The sequence below is a fragment of the Kutzneria viridogrisea DSM 43870 genome (genome assembly GCF_000525635.1).
In the GTDB taxonomy this organism is placed as follows: Bacteria; Actinomycetota; Actinomycetes; order Mycobacteriales; family Pseudonocardiaceae; genus Kutzneria; species Kutzneria viridogrisea.
In genome coordinates this window covers 5,558,515-5,578,674 of record NZ_CP007155.1, presented here as the reverse complement: position 1 = coordinate 5,578,674, position 20,160 = coordinate 5,558,515, and the positions used below count along the sequence as shown (strand labels likewise).

Here is a 20,160-nt window from a genome sequence, read left to right as displayed (position 1 = left end):
TCAGGGCACCAGCACCAGCCGGATCGGGTCGCCCACCTTGTCCGCGAGCTGCTGCACCGCGTCCGCGGCATCGGCCAGCTTGACGTGCCCGCTGATCGAACCGGAGAAGTCCAGCCGGTGGTGGCCCGCCAGCGCGATCAGCTCCTCCACGTGCTGCGGCAGCGAACCGTAGTGCCCCAGCATGCGTTGCCTGCGCGCGCTGAACCGCGTGCCGTCGGCCACCGACAGCGGCGCGTCGGTCAGGCCCACCAGCACCAGCGCCCCACCCAGCCCCAGCACCTTCGCCGCCTGCTCGCGCACCGCGGACACCCCGGCGAAGTCGAACGCGTAGTCCAGGCCACGGCCCTGCGTCGCGGCCCGCACCTGCTCGGCGAAGTCCTCGGCGGTCGGGTCCAGCGCCAGGTCCGCGCCGAAGCGCAGCGCCCGCTCGCGTGCCCCCGGCAACGGGTCGATCGCGATGATCGGGGCCGCACCGCAGAACCGCAGCACCTGCACCCCGTGCACACCCAGACCGCCCACACCCCACACGCCAACCGACTGCGCGGGCCGAACCTGCGCGGTCGCCACGATCGCCCCGTACGGCGTGGACACCGCGTCCGGGATGATCGCGGCCTGGTCGAAGGGCAGGTCGTCCGGGATCGGCACCAGCGTGTCCACCCGGGCCAGCGCGTACTCCGCCCAGCCCCCGTCGTAGTTCACCCCGCGGGTCCGCACGTCCAGGCAGGGCGGGCGCCGCCGCTGGCAGCTCGCGCAGCTCCCACAGGTCTGCCCGGCCTGCAAGGTCACCCGCTGGCCCTCGACCGCACCCTGTGACACGCCCGAGCCCAGCGCCACCACCGTGCCCGACACCTCGTGGCCCAGGGTCACCTTGCCGCCCCCACCGGGCAGCCGCAGCGTGCCGTCGATCAGGTGCAGGTCGGACAGGCACACCCCGGCCGCGGCGACCCGCACCAGCACCTCGTCGGCGGCGGGCTCAGGGATCGGCACCTCCTCCACGGCGAAGCTCAGGCTGTCCAGGTCCAGTCGTCCGGCGATCATGGTGTTCGACACCCGGCCACCGTAGCGCCGCACACCGTCAGTCGGCAGGCCCACTGGGACGGCAATTCGTGCACCTCGTGCAAGAGAATTCGTGCACTCAATCCAAGAATGCTATTCCGCACGGCAGTGCGACTGCCGGTGTGTGCGGTAATTAGCCGCCGTGTCGCCGGCTGAAATGTTCACGAAATATGTCGTTCATAAGGTCTGCTCGATCGATATAGGAGGTGGACATGACAGTGGTCGAAACGGCTCGGGAGTCCGCGGTCGCGCGCCCGGCCAGAGGTAGGTGGATCGAGGAATGGGAGCCCGAGGACCCGGAGTTCTGGGCGAGGACCGGACGCCGGGTGGCCCGCCGAAACCTGATCTGGTCGGTGTTCGCCGAGCACGTCGGGTTCTCCGTGTGGGTGCTCTGGTCGGTGGTCGTGCTCAACCTGGGCAACGCCGGGTTCGGTGGTGCGAGCCCGTTCACCCCGGGCGAGTTGTTCCTGTTCACGGCCGTGCCGAACCTGGTCGGCGCCCTGCTGCGCATTCCCTACACCTTCGCGGTGCCCCGGTTCGGCGGCAGGCTGTGGACCGCGGTCAGCGCCACGCTGCTGCTGGTGCCCACGGTGCTGCTCGCCGCGATGGTGCATTTCGACTGGCTGCGGCAGCAGTCCCACGACACCCAGGTCCTCGTGCTGCTGCTGATCGCGGCCACGGCCGGTGTCGGCGGCGGCAATTTCTCCTCGTCAATGGCCAACATCTCGTTCTTCTACCCGGAGAAGCGAAAGGGTTTCGCGCTCGGCCTCAACGCGGCGGGCGGCAATCTCGGCGTCACCGTCGTGCAGTTGCTCGGCCCGCTCGCGGTCATCCTCGGCGTGCCCTACGCGGTGGCCAGCAACCCGGTCCACCCGGTCCACCTGGCCTACGTGGGCATCATGTGGATGCCACTGATCGTGCTGGCCGCCGTGGGCGCCTGGCTGTTCATGGACAACCTCGCGATAGCCCGTTCGGACACCAAGTCCTACACGGCCTGCCTGCGCCAGGGGCACACCTGGGTGGTCGCCCTGCTCTACATCGGCACCTTCGGCTCGTTCATCGGCTTCTCCTTCGCCCTGCCCCTGGTGATCAAGCTGACCTTCCCCACCTTCCTGACCGAGAACCCGTTCATCGGCACCTACCTGGCCGGGCTCGGCTTCCTCGGCGCGCTCATCGGCTCGGTGACCCGGCCGCTGGGCGGCTGGCTGGCCGACCGGGTCGGCGGGGCGCGGATGACCGTGTGCGTGTTCCTCGCGATGGCCGTGGTCGCGGTGCTCGCGGCCATCGGCGTCAACCAGCACGGCTTCGAACTGTTCTTCACCTCGTACATGCTGCTGTTCGCGCTGTCCGGCGCGGGCAACGGCTCGATCTACCGGATGATCCCGGTGATCTTCGGTGAGCTCGGTCGCACCCGGGCGGCGGAGACCGGTGCGGATCCGGCGGCCACCGCGGTGCTGTTCAAGCGGCAGGCCGCGGCCGTGATCGGGGTCGCCGGTGCCATCGGTGCCTCCGGAGGCTTCCTTGTCCAACAGGTGTTCCGCATCGCCAGCCTGCCCGTCGGCGAGGCCGTCGCCTCGGCCAAGACCCTCGCCGCCAAGGAGGCCGCCGCACAGGCCAACGCGACCTGGTCCACCTCCGCGCTGGGGGTGTTCGTGCTGACCTACCTGGTGCTCGCCGCGCTGACCTGGTTCTGCTACCTGCGCCGCGCCGGCGCCGTCTCCCGCGTGCCCAGCCTCGCCCACGCCGGGGTCTGACCGCCGCACCGACGTGCCGCCGTGCCCACGGGCCGGCGGCACGTCCGCGCGGCTCGTGCATGATCACCTGCCCGGACCTGTCGGTGGGCTCGGATAGTCTCCAGTACGGTGTGTCCTCACCGCCCGCTCGCCTCGATCCGGGAGAACGAACCTTTGTCTGCCTCCGCTGAGCCCCTCTACGGGGCCGACGACCTCACGCACCTGGAGGGACTGGAAGCGGTCCGCAAGCGGCCCGGGATGTACATCGGGTCCACCGACAGCCGTGGCATCAACCACCTGTTCTCCGAGGTCGTGGACAACTCCACCGACGAGGGCGTGGCCGGTCACGCGGGGCGGATCGTGGTGACCCTGCACGCCGACGGCAGCGTCCAGGTCGACGACGACGGGCGCGGCATCCCCACCGGGGTGCACGCCAAGTCCGGTCTGTCCGGGGTCGAACTCGTGCTCACCCGGCTGCACGCGGGCGGCAAGTTCGGCGGCTCCGGCTACAAGACCTCCGGCGGCCTGCACGGAGTCGGCGCCTCCGCGGTCAACGCCCTCTCGCACCGCTTCGACGTCACCGTCAAGCGCGAGGGCAAGGTGCACGAGATGTCCTTCGCGCACGGCAAGCCCGGCACCTTCGACGCACCAGGCCCCAAGGCGCGGTTCACCCCGCAGTCCGGGCTGCGCGTGGTCGGCAAGATGAAGCGCGGCGAGTCCACCGGCACCTCCATCCGCTACTGGTACGACGCCCGCTACTTCGAGACCGGGGCCGCGCTGGACGTGGAGGCCGTGCGCGCCAAGCTGCGCAACACCGCCTTCCTCGTGCCCGGCGTCACCTACGTGCTGCGCCACGCCACCGAGGGCACCATCGGCGAGGAGACCTTCTCCTACCCCAACGGCCTGTCCGACATGGTCGAGTTCCTCTCGCCTTCCGGGGACAAGGCCGTCTCGGCCACCCTGCTGGTCAACGGCGAGGGCACGTACAAGGAGAACGCCGCCGACGAGAACGGCGTCATGAAGTCCAATGTGGAGCGCCGCGCCGAGGTGGAGATCGCCTTCCGCTGGGGCACCGGCTACGAGCGCACCGTGGAGTGCTTCACCAACACCATCCGCAACATGCACGGCGGCACCCACCGCAAGGGCTTCGAGCGGGCCGCGCTCAAGGCCGTGCAGGAGGCCATCTCGCGCAACCGCGGGCTGCTCAAGCCCAAGGAGGACATGCCAACCCTGGACGACGTCCTGGAGGGCATGACCGCGGTGGTGCACGTGCGCATCCCCGAGCCGCAGTTCACCTCGCAGACCAAGGACGAGCTGTCCACCGCGGGCATCACCAAGGTCGTGCAGGGCGTGGTGGAGCAGCACATCAAGGCCTGGGCCGAGGACAAGCGCAGCCGCACCGAGGCCAAGACGGTGCTACAGAAGATCGTCGACGCGGCCCGCGTGCGCCTGGTGCAGAAGCAGCAGAAGGAGGCCGCCCGGCGCAAGACCGCGCTGGAGGGCGCGGCGATGCCCGCCAAGCTGGTGGACTGCCGCTCCACCGGGGTCGCCCGCAGCGAGCTGTTCCTCGTGGAGGGTGACAGCGCGCTGGGCAGCGCGCGCATGGCCAGGGTCTCGGAGTACCAGGCCCTGCTCCCGCTGCGGGGCAAGATCCTCAACGTGCAGAAGGCCAGCCTGGGCGACACGCTGAAGAACGCCGAGATCGCCTCCATCGTGCAGGTGCTCGGCGCGGGCAGCGGGCGCACCTTCGACCTGTCCACGATGCGCTACGGCCGGGTCATCCTGATGGCCGACGCCGACGTGGACGGCTCGCACATCCGCACCCTGCTGATCACCCTGTTCGCCAAGTACATGCGGCCGGTCATCGAGGACGGCAGGCTGTACGCGGCGATGCCCCCACTGCACAAGATCACCACCAGGGGGCGCAACCCGCAGACGCTGTTCACCTTCACCGAGCGGGAGATGCAGACCACCGTGGCACGGCTGGAGAAGTCCGGCAAGCAGGTGGTCACCCCGGTGCCCCGGTTCAAGGGCCTCGGCGAGATGAACGCCGACGAACTGTGGGAGACCACCATGAACCCGGCCACCCGCTCGGTGCGCCGCATCACCCTGGACGACGCCGAGGCCGCCGAGCAGGCCCTCGAACTGCTCATGGGCGAGAAGGTCGAGCCGCGTCGCAACTGGCTGGTCGAGTCCGCGGCGCGGGTGGACCGCGACGCGCTCGACGCCTGAGATCCGTCCGCGAGAGGGAAGTACCGCAGAGATGGCACGCCGCAAGGACAGCACGCAGAACAGGGTCGACCACACCGCCTTCGACCAGGCGGGCGCCCAGGTCTTCGACAACTCGCTGAAGACCGAGATCGAGGACTCCTACCTGGAGTACGCCTACTCGGTCATCCACTCCCGCGCGCTTCCCGACGCCCGCGACGGGCTCAAGCCCGTGCACCGCCGGATCCTGTTCTCGATGAACGAGAACGGCTACCGCCCCACCCACGCGTACGTGAAGTCCTCGCGCGTGGTGGGGGACTGCTTCGTGCGCGGCGCCCTGGTATCCACCCCGGACGGGCTCCGGCCGATCGAGGACATCGAACTCGGCGAGCAGGTTCTCGACGCCCGCGGTGCCGCCGTGCCCGTCACCGCCGTGTACGAGAACCCCGTGTCCGAACTGGTCCGCGTCACCTGGTCCAACGGCCACACCATGCTGGTGACCCCCGGCCAGCGCTTCCGCACCGTGGGCGAGGACCTGTCCCTGGGCTGGACCGAGGCGCGGGCACTGACCGGGCATCGCACCGTGGGCTATGGACGCGCGCGCGGCGGTGTGGCCCCGGCCAACCGCGAGGACCTGTACAGCTACGTGCTCGGCCTGATCGTTGCCGAGGGCTTCGCCGTGGACCGGGCGCGGGAGGCTGACGGCCGGGTTCGCATCCACATGTGCGATGTGGAGCCGTTGGACCTGGCACACGGCTGGGCGATCGCCAACGGGGTCACCGTCTCGCGGGGCAAGCGGGTCGCGAAGAACCCGAAGCACCGCGACCAGCACATCCTGACCTTCGCGCGGCACGAGGGCTTGCTCGAGGTGGCCACCCCGCTCAGCGACCACAAGAGCGTGCCCGCGAGCGTGCTCGCCGACCGTTCGGCCTGGATCCCGTTCCTGGCAGGCCTGTTCGACGGTGACGGCTACGTGCGCGCCCGTAACCGCGAGGTCGTGTTCGTCAGCACCAGCCCGCGGTTGATCCGGCAGGTGTACTCGATGCTGGCCGACATGGGCTGGCACGGGCACCACTGGTCCCAGGCCAAGCCCAACGGTCACAAGACCCTGTACGGGCTGTCGCTGTCCGGGGTTGACGCCGCGGGGCTCGCCGGGCAGTTGCTGACCTGGAGCCGGATCGGCTACAAGCAGGACAACCTGCGCCAGCTCACCGAGATCTCCTACCGCTATGGCGGCAAGCAGGGCCACGACCGGCTGCCCTGTCGGGAGGTGATGGCGGAGTTCTCCGCCGCACACCTGGGCGGTGGCTGGTTCCGCGACACCGAGGGCGTGGCATTCAGGTCCTCGCTCTCCGGGGTGAGTGGCACACCGGTGCGCTACGGCAAGGACCGGCACGGCTCCGCCCTGGCAGACCCCGTGTTCTCCCTTGCGCGCGCCGAGCAGGACGGCTGGGTGGACAAGCTGCGCCGGATTGGCTCGCCCCTGGCGGACCGGCTCGACGCGCTGTCCGGGCTGTCCTTCCTCACCGTGGAATCGGTGGAGCCGGTGGAGCCGGACACCACCTTCGACATCCAAGTGGGTGCGGAGGAACACACCTTCGTGGTCGAGGGATTTGCCGTGCACAACTGCATGGGCAAGTACCACCCGCACGGCGACACCGCCATCTACGACGCCATGGTGCGGCTCGCCCAGGACTTCTCCATGAACGTGCCGCTCATCGACGGGCACGGAAATTTTGGGAGCCCGGACGATGGACCGGCGGCGTCGCGGTACTGCGTTGTCGGCGACACCAGGATCCGGCTCGCGGATGGTTCCAGCGCGCGCATCGGGGACCTGGTGAACCTGCCCGCCGATTCCGAGGCGGACGCCGACTTCGAAGTACTGGACAAGGACGGCAAGGCTGTCCGGGTCAACAAGGTGTTCAACTCGGGTGTGCACCCCACGCTTCGGGTCACCACCAAGTCTGGATTCTCCTTGCGGGGCAGCGAGAACCACCTGGTGCTCTGCCTGGAGGCACCGATGGGTGTGCCGCTGTTCCAGTGGCGCAGGCTTGACGAGTTGAAGCCGGGCGCGGTGGTCTGCATCGCCAGGAACTCCTGGGCGCAGGTCGTTCCCACCGCTCGTGAGTACATGCTCGGGGTGCTGGCCGGCGCCTGGGCGTCCGAGGGCTTCGCCAGTGAGAATCGCGCGGGCTTCAACAATTCTGACGAGCACTTCTTCAACGAGGTGCTGCACGCCTACGACCAGGTTGTCGGCGGTCGTCGTTACGTCGCCAACCGGCAGACCCGGGTCGACCGCAAGCGCATCTGGGAACTGGACGTCCAGGACTACGCCGGAGGTATGGATGCCTTCAGGGCGAGCCCGCTTGCTGAGTTCATCGGCCACCAGGCCCGAGACAAGTTCGTCCCCGAATTCGTCTGGAACGGCGGTTGGGGCGTCAAGCGGGCGTTCCTGATGGCCGCGTTCGAGGGTGACGGGGGAGTGCGGGTCGCCCTGGACGGTTTCACGGTGCAGTACTCGACCTACAGCGACCGCCTCGCGCGGGAGGTCCAAGAGCTGCTTGCCGAGTTCGGCGTGATCGCCAGGCACTGCCAGTACGTGCGCAAGAGCGGCTCCGTGGAGCATCGGCTGGTGGTGTCCGGCCTGCGCAACGTGAAGGCCTACGCCGAGCGGGTGGGCTTCCTCAAGACCAAGCAGGCCAAGCTCGACCAGTTGCTGCGGCGCTCGCCGCTGCGCACGCACCGGCTCAGCCAGGACAGCGTGCCGTTCGTCGCGGACTACGTGCGCGGTGCGCTGGACTTCGACCGCCGTGGCAGCGGGCGCAAGTGGTTGACGCGGCACAACTTCGACCGGGTCGAGCGCTGGGAGACCGAGCGTCTGCGCATCATCGACCGGATCAAGGACACCGAGGTCCTCGCCACGATCCTGCCGATCATGGACTCCGGGTACCGGTTCGAGGCCGTGACAGAGGTGGAGAGCTGTGCACCGGCTGAGGTCTACTCGGTCCGGGTGGACTCGGCGGATCACTCGTTCCTCGCTGGCGGCTTCGTCAACCACAACACCGAGGCCCGCATGTCCGCCGAGGCGATGCAGCTGGTCGGGGAGTTGGGCGAGGACACCGTCGACTTCCGGCCGAACTACGACGGCTCGCTGCTGGAGCCCTCGGTGCTGCCCGCGGCCTTCCCGAACCTGTTGGTGAACGGCACCTCGGGCATCGCGGTGGGCATGGCCACGAACATGATCCCGCACAACATGGGCGAGGTCATCGCGGCGGCCCGGTGGATGATCAGCCACCCGGACGCCACGCTGGACAAGCTGATGGAGTTCGTGCCCGGCCCCGACCTGCCCACCGGTGGGTCCCTGCTGGGGCTGGACGAGGTGCGCAAGGCCTACGAGACCGGTCGCGGCGTGGTGCGGATGCGCGCCAAGGTGGAGATCGGCCCGCTGGAGGGCAGTCGCGGGCGGCAGGCCATCACGGTGACCGAGCTGCCCTACGGGGTCGGCCCGGAGCGGATCATCGAGAAGATCACCGACGAGGTCACCAAGTCGAAGCGGCTCTCGGGCATCGCCGACGTCAAGGACCTGACCGACCGGGAGAACGGCACCCGGCTGGTGATCGAGTGCAAGGTGGGGGTGAACCCGCAGGCGCTGCTGGCGGACCTGTACCGGCTGACCCCGATGGAACAGTCCTTCGGCATCAACAACCTGGTGCTGGTGGACGGCCAGCCGAGGACCCTGGGGCTCAAGGCGCTGCTGGAGGTGTTCCTGGCCCACCGCTACGAGGTGGTGACCCGGCGCACCCGGTACCGGCGGCGCAAGCGCGAGGAACGGCTGCACCTGGTCGAGGGCCTGCTCAAGGCCCTGCTCAACATCGACAAGGTGATCAAGCTGATCCGGGACAGCGAGAACGCCCAGGCCGCCAAGGACGGTCTGATGAGCCGGTTCGGGCTCTCGGAGATCCAGGCCACCTACATCCTGGACACCCCGCTGCGCAGGCTCACCAAGTACGACCGGCTGGAGCTGGAGGCCGAGCAGGACAAGCTGCGCGGGGAGATCGCGGAGCTGACCAAGATCCTTGAGGACGAGTCGGTGCTCAAGAAGCTGGTGTCCAGCGAACTGGCCAAGGTGGCCAAGGAGTTCCCCACCGAGCGGCGCACCATCCTGATGGACGGTGACCTCAAGGAGGTGCTGGCGGCCTCCAAGCCCGCGGGCCCGCTGGAGGTGGCCGACGACCCGTGCCAGGTGATCCTGTCGGCGACGGGCCTGGTGGCGCGCACGGCGGCGGAGTCCGAGGAGGTCTCGGAGGGGCGTCGGCGCAGCGGCCGGGCCAAGCACGACGCGGTGTCGGCGATGGTGCACTCCACGGCGCGCGGCCGGGTGCTGCTGGTGACCAACCTCGGCAGGGCGTTCAAGACCGAGGTGCTGCCGCTGCCCGTGCTGCCCGAGCAGGTCGGCACGGTCTCGCTCAGCGGGGGCATGGCGGCCAGTGAGCTGGTGCCGCTGGAGAAGGGCGAGCGGGTCATCGGCCTGGCGCCGCTGAGCGAGGACAACGGTGGTTCGCCCGGCCTCGCGCTGGGCACGCGGCAGGGCGTGGTCAAGGTGTGTGCGCCCGAGTGGCCGGTGCGCTCGGAGGAGTTCGAGGTCATCGGGCTGCGTGAGGGCGACGAGGTGGTCGGCGCGACCTGGCTGACCGACGGGTCGGAGTCGCTGGTGTTCGTCTCCTCGGACGCCTCGCTGCTGCGTTACGCCGCGTCCCTGGTGCGGCCGCAGGGCCTCAAGGGCGGTGGCATGGCGGGCATCAACCTGGCCCTGGACGCGGAGACGGTGTTCTTCGGCGCGGTGCGCACCGAGGACACCGGGCACGGTGAGCCGATGGTGGTGACCTCCACCGGTGTCGGGGTGAAGGTGACCCCGTTCAGCGAGTACCCGAGCAAGGGCCGGGCCACCGGCGGGGTGCGGGCACAGCGCTTCCTCAAGGGGGAGAGCAGGCTGGACGTGGCCTGGGTGGGTCCGCGACCGGCGGCTGCCAAGGCGAACGGGTCCTCGGTGGAGCTGCCCGAGGTGGACCAGCGGCGGGACGGTTCCGGTACGCCGAGTGCGGCCCCGGAAGTGGTGGGGCACCTCATCGAGCGCGGCTGAGGCTTGACGGGGCGGGCACAATCCCCTTCGGGAGTTGATCTCACGGAGGGGATTTGTCATGGGGGGAAAGTCACGCTGGGCTGGCGTGTGCCTGGCCGCGGTCGGGCTGCTGTGCACGGTCTCGGCGCCCGCGCAGGCGCGGGTGCTCAGCGACGAGCAGATCGCCGCGATGAGCCCGCAGCAGCAGGCCGTGCTGCTCGACCCGTTGCGCGCGACCGCTTCGGCACTGGGCGCCGCGGGGCGGGGTGAGCTCGCCGATGTGTACGGCAACCTGGCGATCGACGCCAACCACGGGGTGGTGCGGCTCTACCTGACCGACACCGCGCAGACCGGCCGCGCCCTCGCCGCGGCGCGCGCGGTGGACCCGGGCCTGGACACGAGCCGGGTGCAGGTGGTCAAGGCCGCCTACACGCACCGCGAGCTGGACGCGGCCAGCCAGCACCTGCTGGACCTGGCCGAGGCGAACCGCCTGCCGTACCAGGTGTACCTGGCCGGTCCGGCACCCGACGCCTCGGGGCTGGAGGTCACGGTGGGCGCCAGCAAGCCGGTCGCCGCGCAGGCGAGCCTGGAGCTGCCGGTGAACCTCGTGCCCGGACGCCCGCTGGTGCCCAAGGCGTGGGCGGACGTGAAGTGGAACGACACGGCCCCGTTCATCGGTGGGGACGCGATCACCAGCAGCGGCAGCGGGGTGGGCTGCACGGCTGGGCTGCCCGCGGTGCGCAAGTCCGACAACCACCCGATCATGGTCACGGCGGCGCACTGCTTCGGTGTGGGCACGCAGGTCTACACGCGGGCGGGGCGTGCCGGGGACTACAACAACGGTCAGCGCGGCAACTCCGTGGGCAAGGTGACCGCCCGCTACGAGCAGTTCGACTCCGAGACGATCGACGGGGCCGACAACAACGCCGACGAGTCCGACACCGACGGCTGGAAGCCGCTGAGCAGTTACGCCTACTCCTACAACGGGGACTACGTCTGCCACGCCGGGCAGCGGTCCTTCTTCATGGGGCACCCCACGCCGTGCAACATCAAGGTGACCAACCAGGACAAGTGGTGCAGTGCCACCGAGGGCTGCCCCGGGCTGGGCTACCGGGTGCGTGGTGTGTGGGGTGACGCCGTGAACCGGGGCTGGGGCGCGGCCGGTGGCGACTCGGGCGCGACGATCTTCGCGGTGCAGGCCGGGGACAAGCGGCAGGCGCGTGGGGTGCTGTCCGACGGGGACGCCGGTGACGGCGCGCCGGGTGTGTTCTGGACCGAGGCCACCGACGTGTTCGACCACTTCGGGCTCACCCTGAACCCGAGGACCTGAGGTGCAACCCCACGAGTCCCGCTCTGGGGTGGGTGAGTCCCGCCCTGGGGCCCGTGAGTCCCGCCGAGTAGAGCGCGAGTCCCGCTCTGAGGCGCGCGAGTCCCGCTCTAGGGCCCGCGAGTCCCGCCCGCAGGAGCCCGAGTCCCGCCGACCCGGCCGCCGCGTTCCGGTTCTCGCCCTGCACGGCACGTTCGGTACGGCGCAGAGTTTCGCGCCGGTCGAGGGACTGCGGTTGATCGCGCACGACCAGCGCGGGCACGGTGCCGCCTCGCAGCGCGGGCCCTTCGACCGGGAGGCGTTCGTGGCCGACGCCGCCGCGCAGATCCGTGCGGCGGGCGTCGGCCCGTGCGTGGTGCTGGGCCACTCGATGGGTGGGCTCACCGCCTACCAGTTGGCGGCCCGGCACCCGGAACTGGTCAGCGCACTGGTCGTGGTCGACGAGGGCGCGGTGGTCCCACCGTCCATTTTGGACGTCACGGGCTGGCCGGTGCACCTGGGCAGCCGTGCGCTGTGGCAGGAGTTCTTCGTGGACAGTCCGGCGCCGGAGTACTTCCTGCGCAGCGTGGTCCGCGACGAGCACGGTTGGCGGCTTGCCTTCGACTACGCGGACATGATGGAGGTGCAACGGCACTGCGTCGGCGATTGGTGGGATGACTGGCTCGGGTCGACGTGTCCCGCGTTGTTGCTGCGGGCCGAGCACAGCATGTTGCTGACCGGGGAGCACGCAGCCGAGATGGCCGCGCGTCGTCCGAACACCGAGCTGGTGGAGTTCGCCGGCTGCGGGCACTGGCTGCACGAGCAGCAGCCGCAGGCCTTCGCCGACACCGTGCTGTCGTTCCTGGACCGTCACGGCCTGAGCAGGTAGCCGATCAGTCGCCTGCGGGCGGCCTTGGTGCCCGTACTGGGCTGGAACACGGCTTCGAGCATCGCGAGCACCTCGTCGCGCGCCTGCCGGGTGCGCATCACGCGCCGCCACAGCAGCAGGTTCAGCGCGTAGCGCCAGTCTGGTGTGCGGGCCAGCCGCAGGACGTTGCGCACGTTGCGGCGTGCCCTGGTCGGCAGCGCGGCGAGGTCGGACTCCGCCCGCAACGGGTGTTCGGGCAGCACGTCCAGGCCGTACTCGACCATGAAGTCGAAGTCGGTGCGCCAGGCCGCGGCCCACAGGTAGTCGACCATACGGCACCACCCGCGCAGGAACAGCAGTTCGGTGGGCGAGTACGGGTCCGGCTCGGTGGTGGCGATCTGCCCGGCCACCACGTCCAGGCAACTCTTGTGCGCCTTCCACAGCGCGAGCCGCAGCGGTTCGAGGTCGCTGCCCGGTCGTGTCGCGCGGACCAGTTCGAAGTAGCGGCGCCAGTCGGCCAGCCCGGTGTCGAACTGCTCCGGCCCGTAACGGAACCGAGTCGGCCCAGGTGGTTCGAGCAGTTCCGCCGGGGGCACGACCCCCGCGGCCTCGGCGCCCAGCCACGGGATCACGCAGAGCGCGTAGTTGCCGAAGCCCCAGCCCGCGTCCGGGTCGATCCGGTCACCGAGACCGAGCCGCCCCGTGCGGTGCTGCCACTGGTGCTGGAACATCAGTCCCCACAACGGGTTGTCCCGGTTGTCCGCGCCGAACAGCCCGTTGTGGTTGGTGGCCTGGATCAGCGCGCGGTAGGCGGCCATGCGCTGCGGGAAGCTGAACGGGTCGAACCGGTCACCCAGTGGCGGGGCCCCGGTCCACACCTCGTGCAGGTCCAGTCCGGTCAGTTCGGCGGGGTGCCCGCTCACTGCGGTCCCAGGTAGACCCAGTTGCCCGCGTCCCGCACGAACAGGCTGCGCTCCTGCATCGCGCCGCGCTGGCCGCCCTCGCGGTAGTGCGCGCGAAACTCCACCGTGCCCTCGGTGGCGAACATGCCGCCCTCGACGCGGTCCAGGATCTCCAGCCGCACCCAGCGCAGGCCGGGGTCGAACTCCACGCCCGGCGGGCGGGTGCTGCTGTGCCAGGTGCGCAGCAGGTACGCCTCGTCCCGCACGGCGAACGCGCTGAACCGCGAGCGCATCAGCAGCTCGGCGGTGGCGGCGCTGGCCCGCCCCTGGTGCAGCCTGCCGCAACACTGCTCGTAGGGATCTCCGAGCCCGCACGGGCACTGCTTGGTCGCCACGCGCTGATTCTGGCCTATGCGGTGGGCTTGACGTGCAGGTGGTCCAGCAGGTGCTGCGTTGCGGCGGCGATCTGGTCCACGGCGTGCTCGAACGCCTCGGCGTTGGCCCTGCTGGGCGCGCGGAACCCGCTGATCTTGCGCACGTACTGGAGTGCGGCGGCGCGCACGTCCTCACCGGTGGCGTCCTCGACGTACGGCGGTCGCAGCGTTTTGATGCTTCGGCACATGCCCACGACGGTAGGCCGTCGCAGGGGATTTGGCTGCCGAACACGCGTGTTGCGCCGGAATTCGCCGGAACCGGGCTGCCACGGGGTGTGCCGGTGCGGGGCGTGGCATGATCACCACGATCTACTTCGGTGCCCTACCGGCAACGGCCGGTCGACCGTGTCCGCCGGGCAGCTCACCGAGATCGCCAGGATGGCGGTGCGGCCGACCGTGCGGGCGTGCCTGCCGCACCCGACCCGCGGGCGGATCCGCGACCTGGCCGCCGTGGCGCAGGCCAGCGACGGAGGCAGGCTCCACCCGATGTTCCAGCCTTGGCAGGCGCACCGGGGGAAAACCTTCTCACCCCGCGGAAGGCCGTGTCCGTGCGGCTGCTGGGGCGGGTTCGGTCGAACCAGGCAAGCCCGCCGACCTCGCCGTGCTGGATCGAGACATCCTCAGCTGCGAGGTGGACGCGATCCGCGAGACCCGGGTGTTCAGCGCGGCCGGTTGAGCTCCGCGCAGTCCTTCAGCTTGTGCGCGATCCGCAACATGCTGCGCCGTTCGTGTGCATTGAGCCGGTTGGTCAGGTGCTCGCGGACCAGTGCGGCGTGGCGGGCCAGTGCTTGGTCGAGCACCTCGCGGCCAGCGTCGGTGAGCACCACGAACGCCGCCCTGCGGTCCTCCGGGTCGGGGGTACGCCGCACCAGTCCGGCCTGCTCGATGCGGTCGGCCAGTCGGGTGAAACCGCCTGAGCTGAACGAGATCGCGGTCGCCAGCTCGGTCACCCGCAGCGCGTGCTCCGGCGCGCGTCCCAGGCAGAGCAACACCTCGAACCAGGTCTCCGGCACGCCGAGGTCCTGGTGGGTGAGATCCCTCAGTCTGGTCAACGCGTCGGTGAGCATGCCGAAGACGGTCACGGTCTCGTCGTCGATCAGGTCCTGCGCCACCTAGGAAGTGTGTCACAACTCGCGCTTCCCGCGACCCCACGTCTTCACCAGATCTCCAGCAATGCGGTATGGGACTGAAGGTCAACCCGCACACCTGGGACGAAGTGGCCCGCGGAGGAGGCCGGGTTCGACGGACTGTTGACTGGGGACAACCTGTGCAACTCCCGCGACGCCGCGGTTGCCGTGCACGACGGGCCCACCCTGCTGGCCGCCTGGTCGGTTCCGGTCTGTGGCCAGCTGATCACGCGATGGCTCGCTGCTCGCCGGGGATACCGGTGCCGCGCAGGAAGCGCAGTTCCTGGCGGCAACTGCCGATCGCAGCCCCACCCCGGACCGGATCCTGTTGTGGCCTACGGCGCGTGTCGGCGCTTCGCGTACGGCGTGTCGGCGCCTGCGGTACGGCGTGTTCGCGCTTTCCGCACGGCGTGTTCGCCGTTCCGATGCGGTGTGTCGGCGCTTGCCGGGCGGGACTCGTGCCCGGCTGGGCGGGACTCGTCTGCTGGAGAGCGGGACTCGCGGGCACCTGGGCGGGACTCGCGGGGTGGGTGGGGTCAGCTCGGCATCCAGTTGCCGTGGAAGCCGTAGGGGACGCGGGTGGGGAGGTGGATCCGCGCGGCCGTGTCGAGGGTCTGGGCGTCGAGCAGGACCAGGTCGCTGCGGTCCTCGCTGGCGTCGTACACCATGCCCATGAGCACGCCCGCGTCCTCCTCCGCACCGGTGGGCACGAAGACGAACTCGCCGGCGCCGTGCCCCTTCCCGAACGAGTGCACACGGGTGTCGCCGGTGAGCAGGTCGTGCTTGCACAGGGAGTTCAGCTCCAGTCCGGGCACGCCGCCGTCGGAGCCGATCGTGTAGCCGTAGCGGTGCCTGCTGCCGAGTAGCCGCTCGTCCACGCGTGGGAACTCCTGGTGCACCTCGCTGAACCGGTCCTCGCGGAGCTTGCCCGCGGACAGGTCGATCGTCCACCGGTCCAACGTGGTGCCGCCCTCGTTGGGGGTGAGCCTGTCGGTGGCGAACATCTGCGGGTGCCGCACCACGTCCAGCACCAGCTCCTCGCCCTGTTCGTAGGCGTTGAGCGCGTGGAAGACGTAGCACGCCTCGACCTCGAACCAGTGCAGGTCCGCGACGGAGCCGTTGCGGGGCAGGACGCCGACGCGCGCGGGGTGGTCGGGGTTCCAGGCGTAGGGCAGCGCACCGCCGCCCTTGCGGTTGACGCGCTCGGCGATGCGCCCCGGCACGGGCCTGCGCCCGATGAACTGGGACAGCAGGAATTCCACCGGCTTGCGCAGCAGCTTGGGCGCGGCCTTGGCGGCCAGTTCGAAGTCGAAGGTCACCGGGAGGTCGTAGAGCACCACGTAGTTCTCGGTCAGCGAGAAGTCGTGCATCATCGGGCTGCCGCCGACGGGGATGTCCACAGTGCGCCGCACACGCCCGTCCAGCCCGACCACCGTGTACTGGACGGTGCTGCCCGCCGCCCAGTAGTAGGAGACCGCGTGCAGCTCGCCGGTCCTGGGATCGATCTTGGGGTGGGCCGTGTAGCCGCCGCGCAGGGTGCCGCCGAAGTCGCAGGCGCCCACGGTGTCCAGTTCCTCGGTCAGCTCGTAGGGCAGGCTGCCGCCCTCGACCAGCGCCAGCGTGCGCCCGGCGTGCCCGAGCACGTTGGTGTTGGCGGAGAAGTCGGTCCCGGCGTGCCGTGGCCCGGCGGGCCGCTGCTCGCCCAGCGCGCTGGCCACGAAGCCGTCGCGCACGAACCGGTTGCGGTACCACTCGGCGCGGCCCCCGCGGATGCGCACCCCGTGCACCATGCCGCTGCCCAGGAACCAGTTGTACGTGCGGGGGTTGGGCGGCAGCACCGGGTTGGGGCCGTTGCGCAGGTAGCGCCCGTCCAACTGCTCGGGGATGTGTCCGGTGACCGGGAGCTCGGTGACGGTCAGTTCGCTGGCTACCGGGCCGAAGTTGCCCTGGAGAACTGTGCTGGTCATGTGCGCCTCGCAACCCAGAGGTTCTGTGACGCAGTTATAAAACGCTGTTGCGATACGCTTGTCAAGTGGCCCGACCCAAGACCCACGACGACGCCCTGCGCACCCGGCTGCTGGACCGCGCCGGTGAACTGATCTCCGGCGAGGGCCCGGACGCGCTGAGCCTGCGCAGGCTCGCCGCCGACGCGGGCACCTCGACCACGGCGGTGTACTCGCTGTTCGGCGGCAAGGCCGCGCTGATCCGCGAGGTCTACGTGGAGGCGTTCCGGCGCTTCAACGCGCGGCTGGCCCAGGTGCGTCCCGGCCCCGACGCGGAGGCTGACCTGGTGCGGCTGGGCCTGCTGTACCGGGAGAGCGCGCTGGCCGACCGCCACCTCTACGCGATCATGTTCACCGCCGTGATCCCCGGCTTCGAGCCCGACGCGCAGGCACGTGAACAGGCCGAGGGCACCTTCGCCCCGCTGCTGGCCGCCGTGCGCCGCGCGGTGGACGAGGGCGTGCTGGTGGACGAACCCGCCGAGGGCATCGCGATCGCCTGCTGGGCCCTGGTGCACGGCATGGTCTCGCTGGAACTGCGGGCGGATCTGCCCGGGGAGGTGGACGCGGCGGCCACTTATGAGCGGGCGATCCGCGCTGGCTTGCGCGGCTGGCGCCGGGACGGGGTGCCGGTGGTGTGAAGGTGGCTTTCACTGCACTGGGTGCAGTGAAAGCCACCTTCGCGGCGCGGGGTGGGGGGAGGCGCGGGCGTGCGTCATGAAGGTGCCGTTTGAGGCGTTGGGCGTCATGAAGGGCACCTTTGGGACATTGGGGCGGCGCGCGGGCCCGTGCCGTGACGGCGGCCTTCGTGGCAGGCTGAGTGGTGGGGTGCCGGGGCCAGGTTGTCACGGCGTGGACAACGGCGCAGCCCCGATCGCTCAGCCGGGTGAGTTTACGAATTGTGCGGGTAAATGGTTCAGGTGAGTCTTGTCACTGACCGTCCAGGGTGATTTACCCACGTTTAACCACGTGCAATGTTGCGGCTAGGCGGGTCATCTCTACGCTGAGTGGCGGGTCAATTAATTCCCGGCCCACGACAGCGAGAGGTTTTGTCGCATGTTCAACCACTTAGGTGCTTACCTCACACCAGCGAGGCGTCGCTGGCTAGCCCTGGGGCTGACGTTTGTCACCGTGGCGACAATGGGTGGCGCCATTGCGCTCACCGCGCGGTCAAGTGACGCGGCCCCGGCGGTTCCCGGCCTGTGGGCAGGCAGGACCGACGCCTCGTTCCAGGCGATTTGCACCTGGAGTCACCGCAACGACGACGACCCGATCGTCTTTCCTGGTGAACGGGGCAAATCGCACACCCACGACTTCTACGGAAACAGGCAGACCGACGCGTTCTCCACCGCGGACACCCTGCGCGGCGGCGGGACCACCTGCAACAACCCGTTCGACAAGGCGGGCTACTGGGTGGCCAACCTGCGCAAGGACGGCCAGCCGCTGACCGCGCGCACCATGATCACCACCTACCAGGCCCGGTTCAAGCGCAGGGTCCAGCCGTTCCCGCCCGGGCTGAAGATCCTCTCCGGCAACGCCAACACGCGCGGCCCGCAGGCACTGTCCACTGTGGAGTGGTCCTGCAACGACGACCTCAGCCACGCCTCGGCCAGCGTCATCCCGGACTGCCCCGAGGACGGGCACCCGCTGACCATGACCGTGTGGTTCCCGGACTGCTGGAACGGCAGCGACCTGGACAGCCCCAACCACATCAGCCACATGGCCTTCAGCAGGGACGGCCGGTGCCCCGCGGACCACCCCGTCCCGGTGCCCGGTCTGAAGGAGACCGTGTTCTGGCCGGACCAGAAGTCCGGCCGGGGCCTGAGCCTGGCCAGCGGCGGCACGATGACCGGGCACGCCGACTTCGTCAACTCCTGGGACCAGGCGGGCCACGCGGCCTTCGTGACCCAGTTCCTCGACGTGCTCAACCCGGGCAACCCGCTGGGCACTGTGCTCGACGGGCCGCTGCGCAACGCCATCGGCAGGACCGCGGGCCCGGCCAACCGGCCGCGCTCCACCGAGGCCGAGGACCAGGCCGCCCTGTCCATGCAGCCCATGTCCATGCCCGGCATGGCGATGGGGAACTGAGGGCCGGTGAGCATGCGCGTCGCGGTGATCGGGGCGGGTGTCGCTGGGCTGTCGGCGGCCTACCGGCTGCGGGCGGAGGCCGAGGTGACCCTGTTCGACTCGGCGCACACCGCGGGCGGTCACGCCTGCACGGTGGAGGTCGAGGACAACGGCCGGGTGCTGGGCCTGGACACGGCATTCGTCGTGTACAACGAACCGCACTACCCCTCGATCGCGGCATTCTTCGCGGAGCTCGGCGTGGCGACCAAAGCGCACGCGGGACGATTCTGCTTCTTCGACGCGGAATCGGATGCAACCTACGTCTCGGAGGATCTGGAACTAGGTGAGGAGGAAGTCGCCCAGCGCTGTCCCGCCGATTTCCAGTTGCTGTGGCACGAGGCCGCCAGGTTCCAGCGTGAAGCGCCGAAGGACTTCATCCGCGGGCGTGCCGATATGTCGTTGGGCGATTACCTCGACGGAAACGGTTACAGCAAGGCTTTTCGGTACGGGTTCGTCGTGCTCATCTCCACGGCGGCCTGGTCGGTGCCCGCGGACAAGATCTGGCAGATGCCCGCGAGCACGGTCATCGCGTTTTTCTACGCCCACGGAGCGGAGGGCCTCGGGGGCAGGACCGTGCCGTGGCGAACCGTCGATGGCGGGAGCATCAGCTACGTCCGCGCCGCCCTGGGGCGGTTGCGCGCGGCGGGCGGGCTGATCCGCCTGGCCATCCCGGTGCACCGGGTGGTCGAGCACCAGGACTCCGTCGAGGTGCACAGCCTGGACGGCACCGAGTGGTTCGACCACGTGGTGCTGGCCACCCACGCCGACGAGGCCCTGGCCGTGCTGGACCGGCCCACCACGAGCCAGCGGCGGCTGTCGGCCATCGCGTACCACCCGACCCGCGCGGTGCTGCACACCGATCCCACCGTGCTGCCCGCCGACCGCGACACCTGGCGCAGTTGGAACTACGGCCGCCTCGGGGAGCGGCACAGCTGGGTCGTCTACTACCTCAACCGATTGCAGGACCTCACCGCGAGCCGTGACTACTTCCTGACCCTGGACTGCCCGCTGCCGATCCGCCCCGAGGCGGTGCTGGCGGAGAAGTCCTTCCGGCACCCGGTGTTCACCGCCGAGGTCCGCCGGATGCAGCCCACGCTGCACGCGGTCAACGAGGGCTCGCGGGTGAAGTTCGCCGGTTCCTACTTCCACGCGAGGCGGCTGGGCCCCGACATCGTCGGCTCGCACGAGTCCGCCTTCGACTCCGGCCTCGCCGCCGCCGAGTCGGTCCTGCGCGACCGCAGCCTCGCGGCCCGCCCCGCCTGATCCGCCCCGCCAGGAGG

Annotated in this window: 13 protein-coding genes and 1 pseudogene; 8 read left to right on the top strand and 6 right to left on the bottom strand. The window is 70.0% G+C overall.

The features are described from left to right. Entirely contained in the window at positions 1 to 1,050 is a 1,050-nt protein-coding gene (locus KALB_RS24835; RefSeq protein WP_025358412.1) for a zinc-binding dehydrogenase, read from the bottom strand. A gap of 218 nt (positions 1,051 to 1,268) precedes the next feature. Here KALB_RS24835 and KALB_RS24830 point away from each other — a divergent pair, with 218 nt between their 5' ends. The 5 genes and pseudogenes from KALB_RS24830 (at position 1,269) to KALB_RS24810 (ending at position 12,311) form a co-directional block, all read left to right on the top strand. Further along, a complete protein-coding gene (locus tag KALB_RS24830; RefSeq protein WP_025358411.1) occupies positions 1,269 to 2,810 on the top strand; it encodes an MFS transporter in 1,542 nt (513 codons plus the stop codon). 153 nt (positions 2,811 to 2,963) lie between these two features. Further along, positions 2,964 to 5,021 (top strand): DNA gyrase/topoisomerase IV subunit B, encoded by a 2,058-nt coding sequence (locus tag KALB_RS24825; RefSeq protein WP_025358410.1) that lies wholly within the window; start codon positions 2,964 to 2,966, stop codon positions 5,019 to 5,021. A 136-nt stretch (positions 5,022 to 5,157) separates the two neighbouring features. Beyond that, positions 5,158 to 10,137: pseudogene (locus tag KALB_RS45605) on the top strand (DNA gyrase subunit A); the annotation flags it as partial. A gap of 58 nt (positions 10,138 to 10,195) precedes the next feature. Further along, complete coding sequence (locus KALB_RS24815; RefSeq protein ID WP_201771805.1) at positions 10,196 to 11,446, top strand: chymotrypsin family serine protease; 1,251 nt, start codon at positions 10,196 to 10,198, stop codon at positions 11,444 to 11,446. 1 nt (position 11,447) lies between these two features. After that, entirely contained in the window at positions 11,448 to 12,311 is an 864-nt protein-coding gene (locus tag KALB_RS24810) for an alpha/beta fold hydrolase (protein ID WP_081789480.1), read from the top strand. On the opposite strand, the gene KALB_RS24805 is transcribed toward KALB_RS24810, so the two are convergent. The 5 genes from KALB_RS24805 to KALB_RS24785 all read right to left on the bottom strand — a co-directional run bounded on the left by KALB_RS24805 (position 12,293) and on the right by KALB_RS24785 (position 16,720). Then, positions 12,293 to 13,213, bottom strand: coding sequence for a Leg1-related protein (locus KALB_RS24805; RefSeq protein WP_025358406.1), 921 nt, complete (start codon positions 13,211 to 13,213; stop codon positions 12,293 to 12,295). The genes KALB_RS24810 and KALB_RS24805 overlap by 19 nt on opposite strands. Further along, positions 13,210 to 13,587 carry a YchJ family protein gene (locus tag KALB_RS24800; protein WP_025358405.1) on the bottom strand — a complete coding sequence of 126 codons (378 nt, stop codon included), beginning with the start codon at positions 13,585 to 13,587 and terminating at the stop codon, positions 13,210 to 13,212. The genes KALB_RS24805 and KALB_RS24800 overlap by 4 nt, the downstream gene beginning before the upstream one ends. 14 nt (positions 13,588 to 13,601) lie before the next feature. Beyond that, positions 13,602 to 13,814 carry a DUF2277 domain-containing protein gene (locus KALB_RS24795; RefSeq protein WP_025358404.1) on the bottom strand — a complete coding sequence of 71 codons (213 nt, stop codon included), beginning with the start codon at positions 13,812 to 13,814 and terminating at the stop codon, positions 13,602 to 13,604. Positions 13,815 to 14,285: 471 nt separating this feature from the next. Further along, positions 14,286 to 14,738 (bottom strand): MarR family winged helix-turn-helix transcriptional regulator, encoded by a 453-nt coding sequence (locus KALB_RS24790; RefSeq protein ID WP_025358403.1) that lies wholly within the window; start codon positions 14,736 to 14,738, stop codon positions 14,286 to 14,288. Positions 14,739 to 15,289: 551 nt separating this feature from the next. Beyond that, the gene (locus KALB_RS24785) at positions 15,290 to 16,720 is read right to left on the bottom strand and encodes a carotenoid oxygenase family protein (protein WP_025358402.1); all 1,431 of its coding nucleotides are present in this window, start codon (positions 16,718 to 16,720) and stop codon (positions 15,290 to 15,292) included. Between the two features lie 65 nt (positions 16,721 to 16,785). Between KALB_RS24785 and KALB_RS24780 the strand changes: the two genes are divergently transcribed. The 3 genes from KALB_RS24780 to KALB_RS24770 all read left to right on the top strand — a co-directional run bounded on the left by KALB_RS24780 (position 16,786) and on the right by KALB_RS24770 (position 20,143). Then, positions 16,786 to 17,394, top strand: a complete 609-nt coding sequence (locus KALB_RS24780) for a TetR/AcrR family transcriptional regulator (protein ID WP_025358401.1) — start codon at positions 16,786 to 16,788, stop codon at positions 17,392 to 17,394. 499 nt (positions 17,395 to 17,893) lie between these two features. Then, the gene (locus KALB_RS24775) at positions 17,894 to 18,841 is read left to right on the top strand and encodes a DUF1996 domain-containing protein (protein WP_051912839.1); all 948 of its coding nucleotides are present in this window, start codon (positions 17,894 to 17,896) and stop codon (positions 18,839 to 18,841) included. A 12-nt stretch (positions 18,842 to 18,853) separates the two neighbouring features. Then, positions 18,854 to 20,143, top strand: a complete 1,290-nt coding sequence (locus KALB_RS24770; protein WP_030107651.1) for an NAD(P)/FAD-dependent oxidoreductase — start codon at positions 18,854 to 18,856, stop codon at positions 20,141 to 20,143. Positions 20,144 to 20,160 lie beyond the last annotated feature (17 nt).

Excerpts from the sequence above, each read along its gene's own strand:
- KALB_RS24815 (WP_201771805.1), top strand. The coding sequence starts at position 10,196 with ATGGGGGGAAAGTCACGCTGGGCTGGCGTGTGCCTGGCCGCGGTCGGG.
- KALB_RS24775 (WP_051912839.1), top strand. The coding sequence starts at position 17,894 with ATGGGTGGCGCCATTGCGCTCACCGCGCGGTCAAGTGACGCGGCCCCG.
- KALB_RS24770 (WP_030107651.1), top strand. The coding sequence starts at position 18,854 with ATGCGCGTCGCGGTGATCGGGGCGGGTGTCGCTGGGCTGTCGGCGGCC.
- KALB_RS24785 (WP_025358402.1), bottom strand. The coding sequence starts at position 16,720 with ATGACCAGCACAGTTCTCCAGGGCAACTTCGGCCCGGTAGCCAGCGAA.
- KALB_RS24795 (WP_025358404.1), bottom strand. The coding sequence starts at position 13,814 with ATGTGCCGAAGCATCAAAACGCTGCGACCGCCGTACGTCGAGGACGCC.
- KALB_RS24830 (WP_025358411.1), top strand. The coding sequence starts at position 1,269 with ATGACAGTGGTCGAAACGGCTCGGGAGTCCGCGGTCGCGCGCCCGGCC.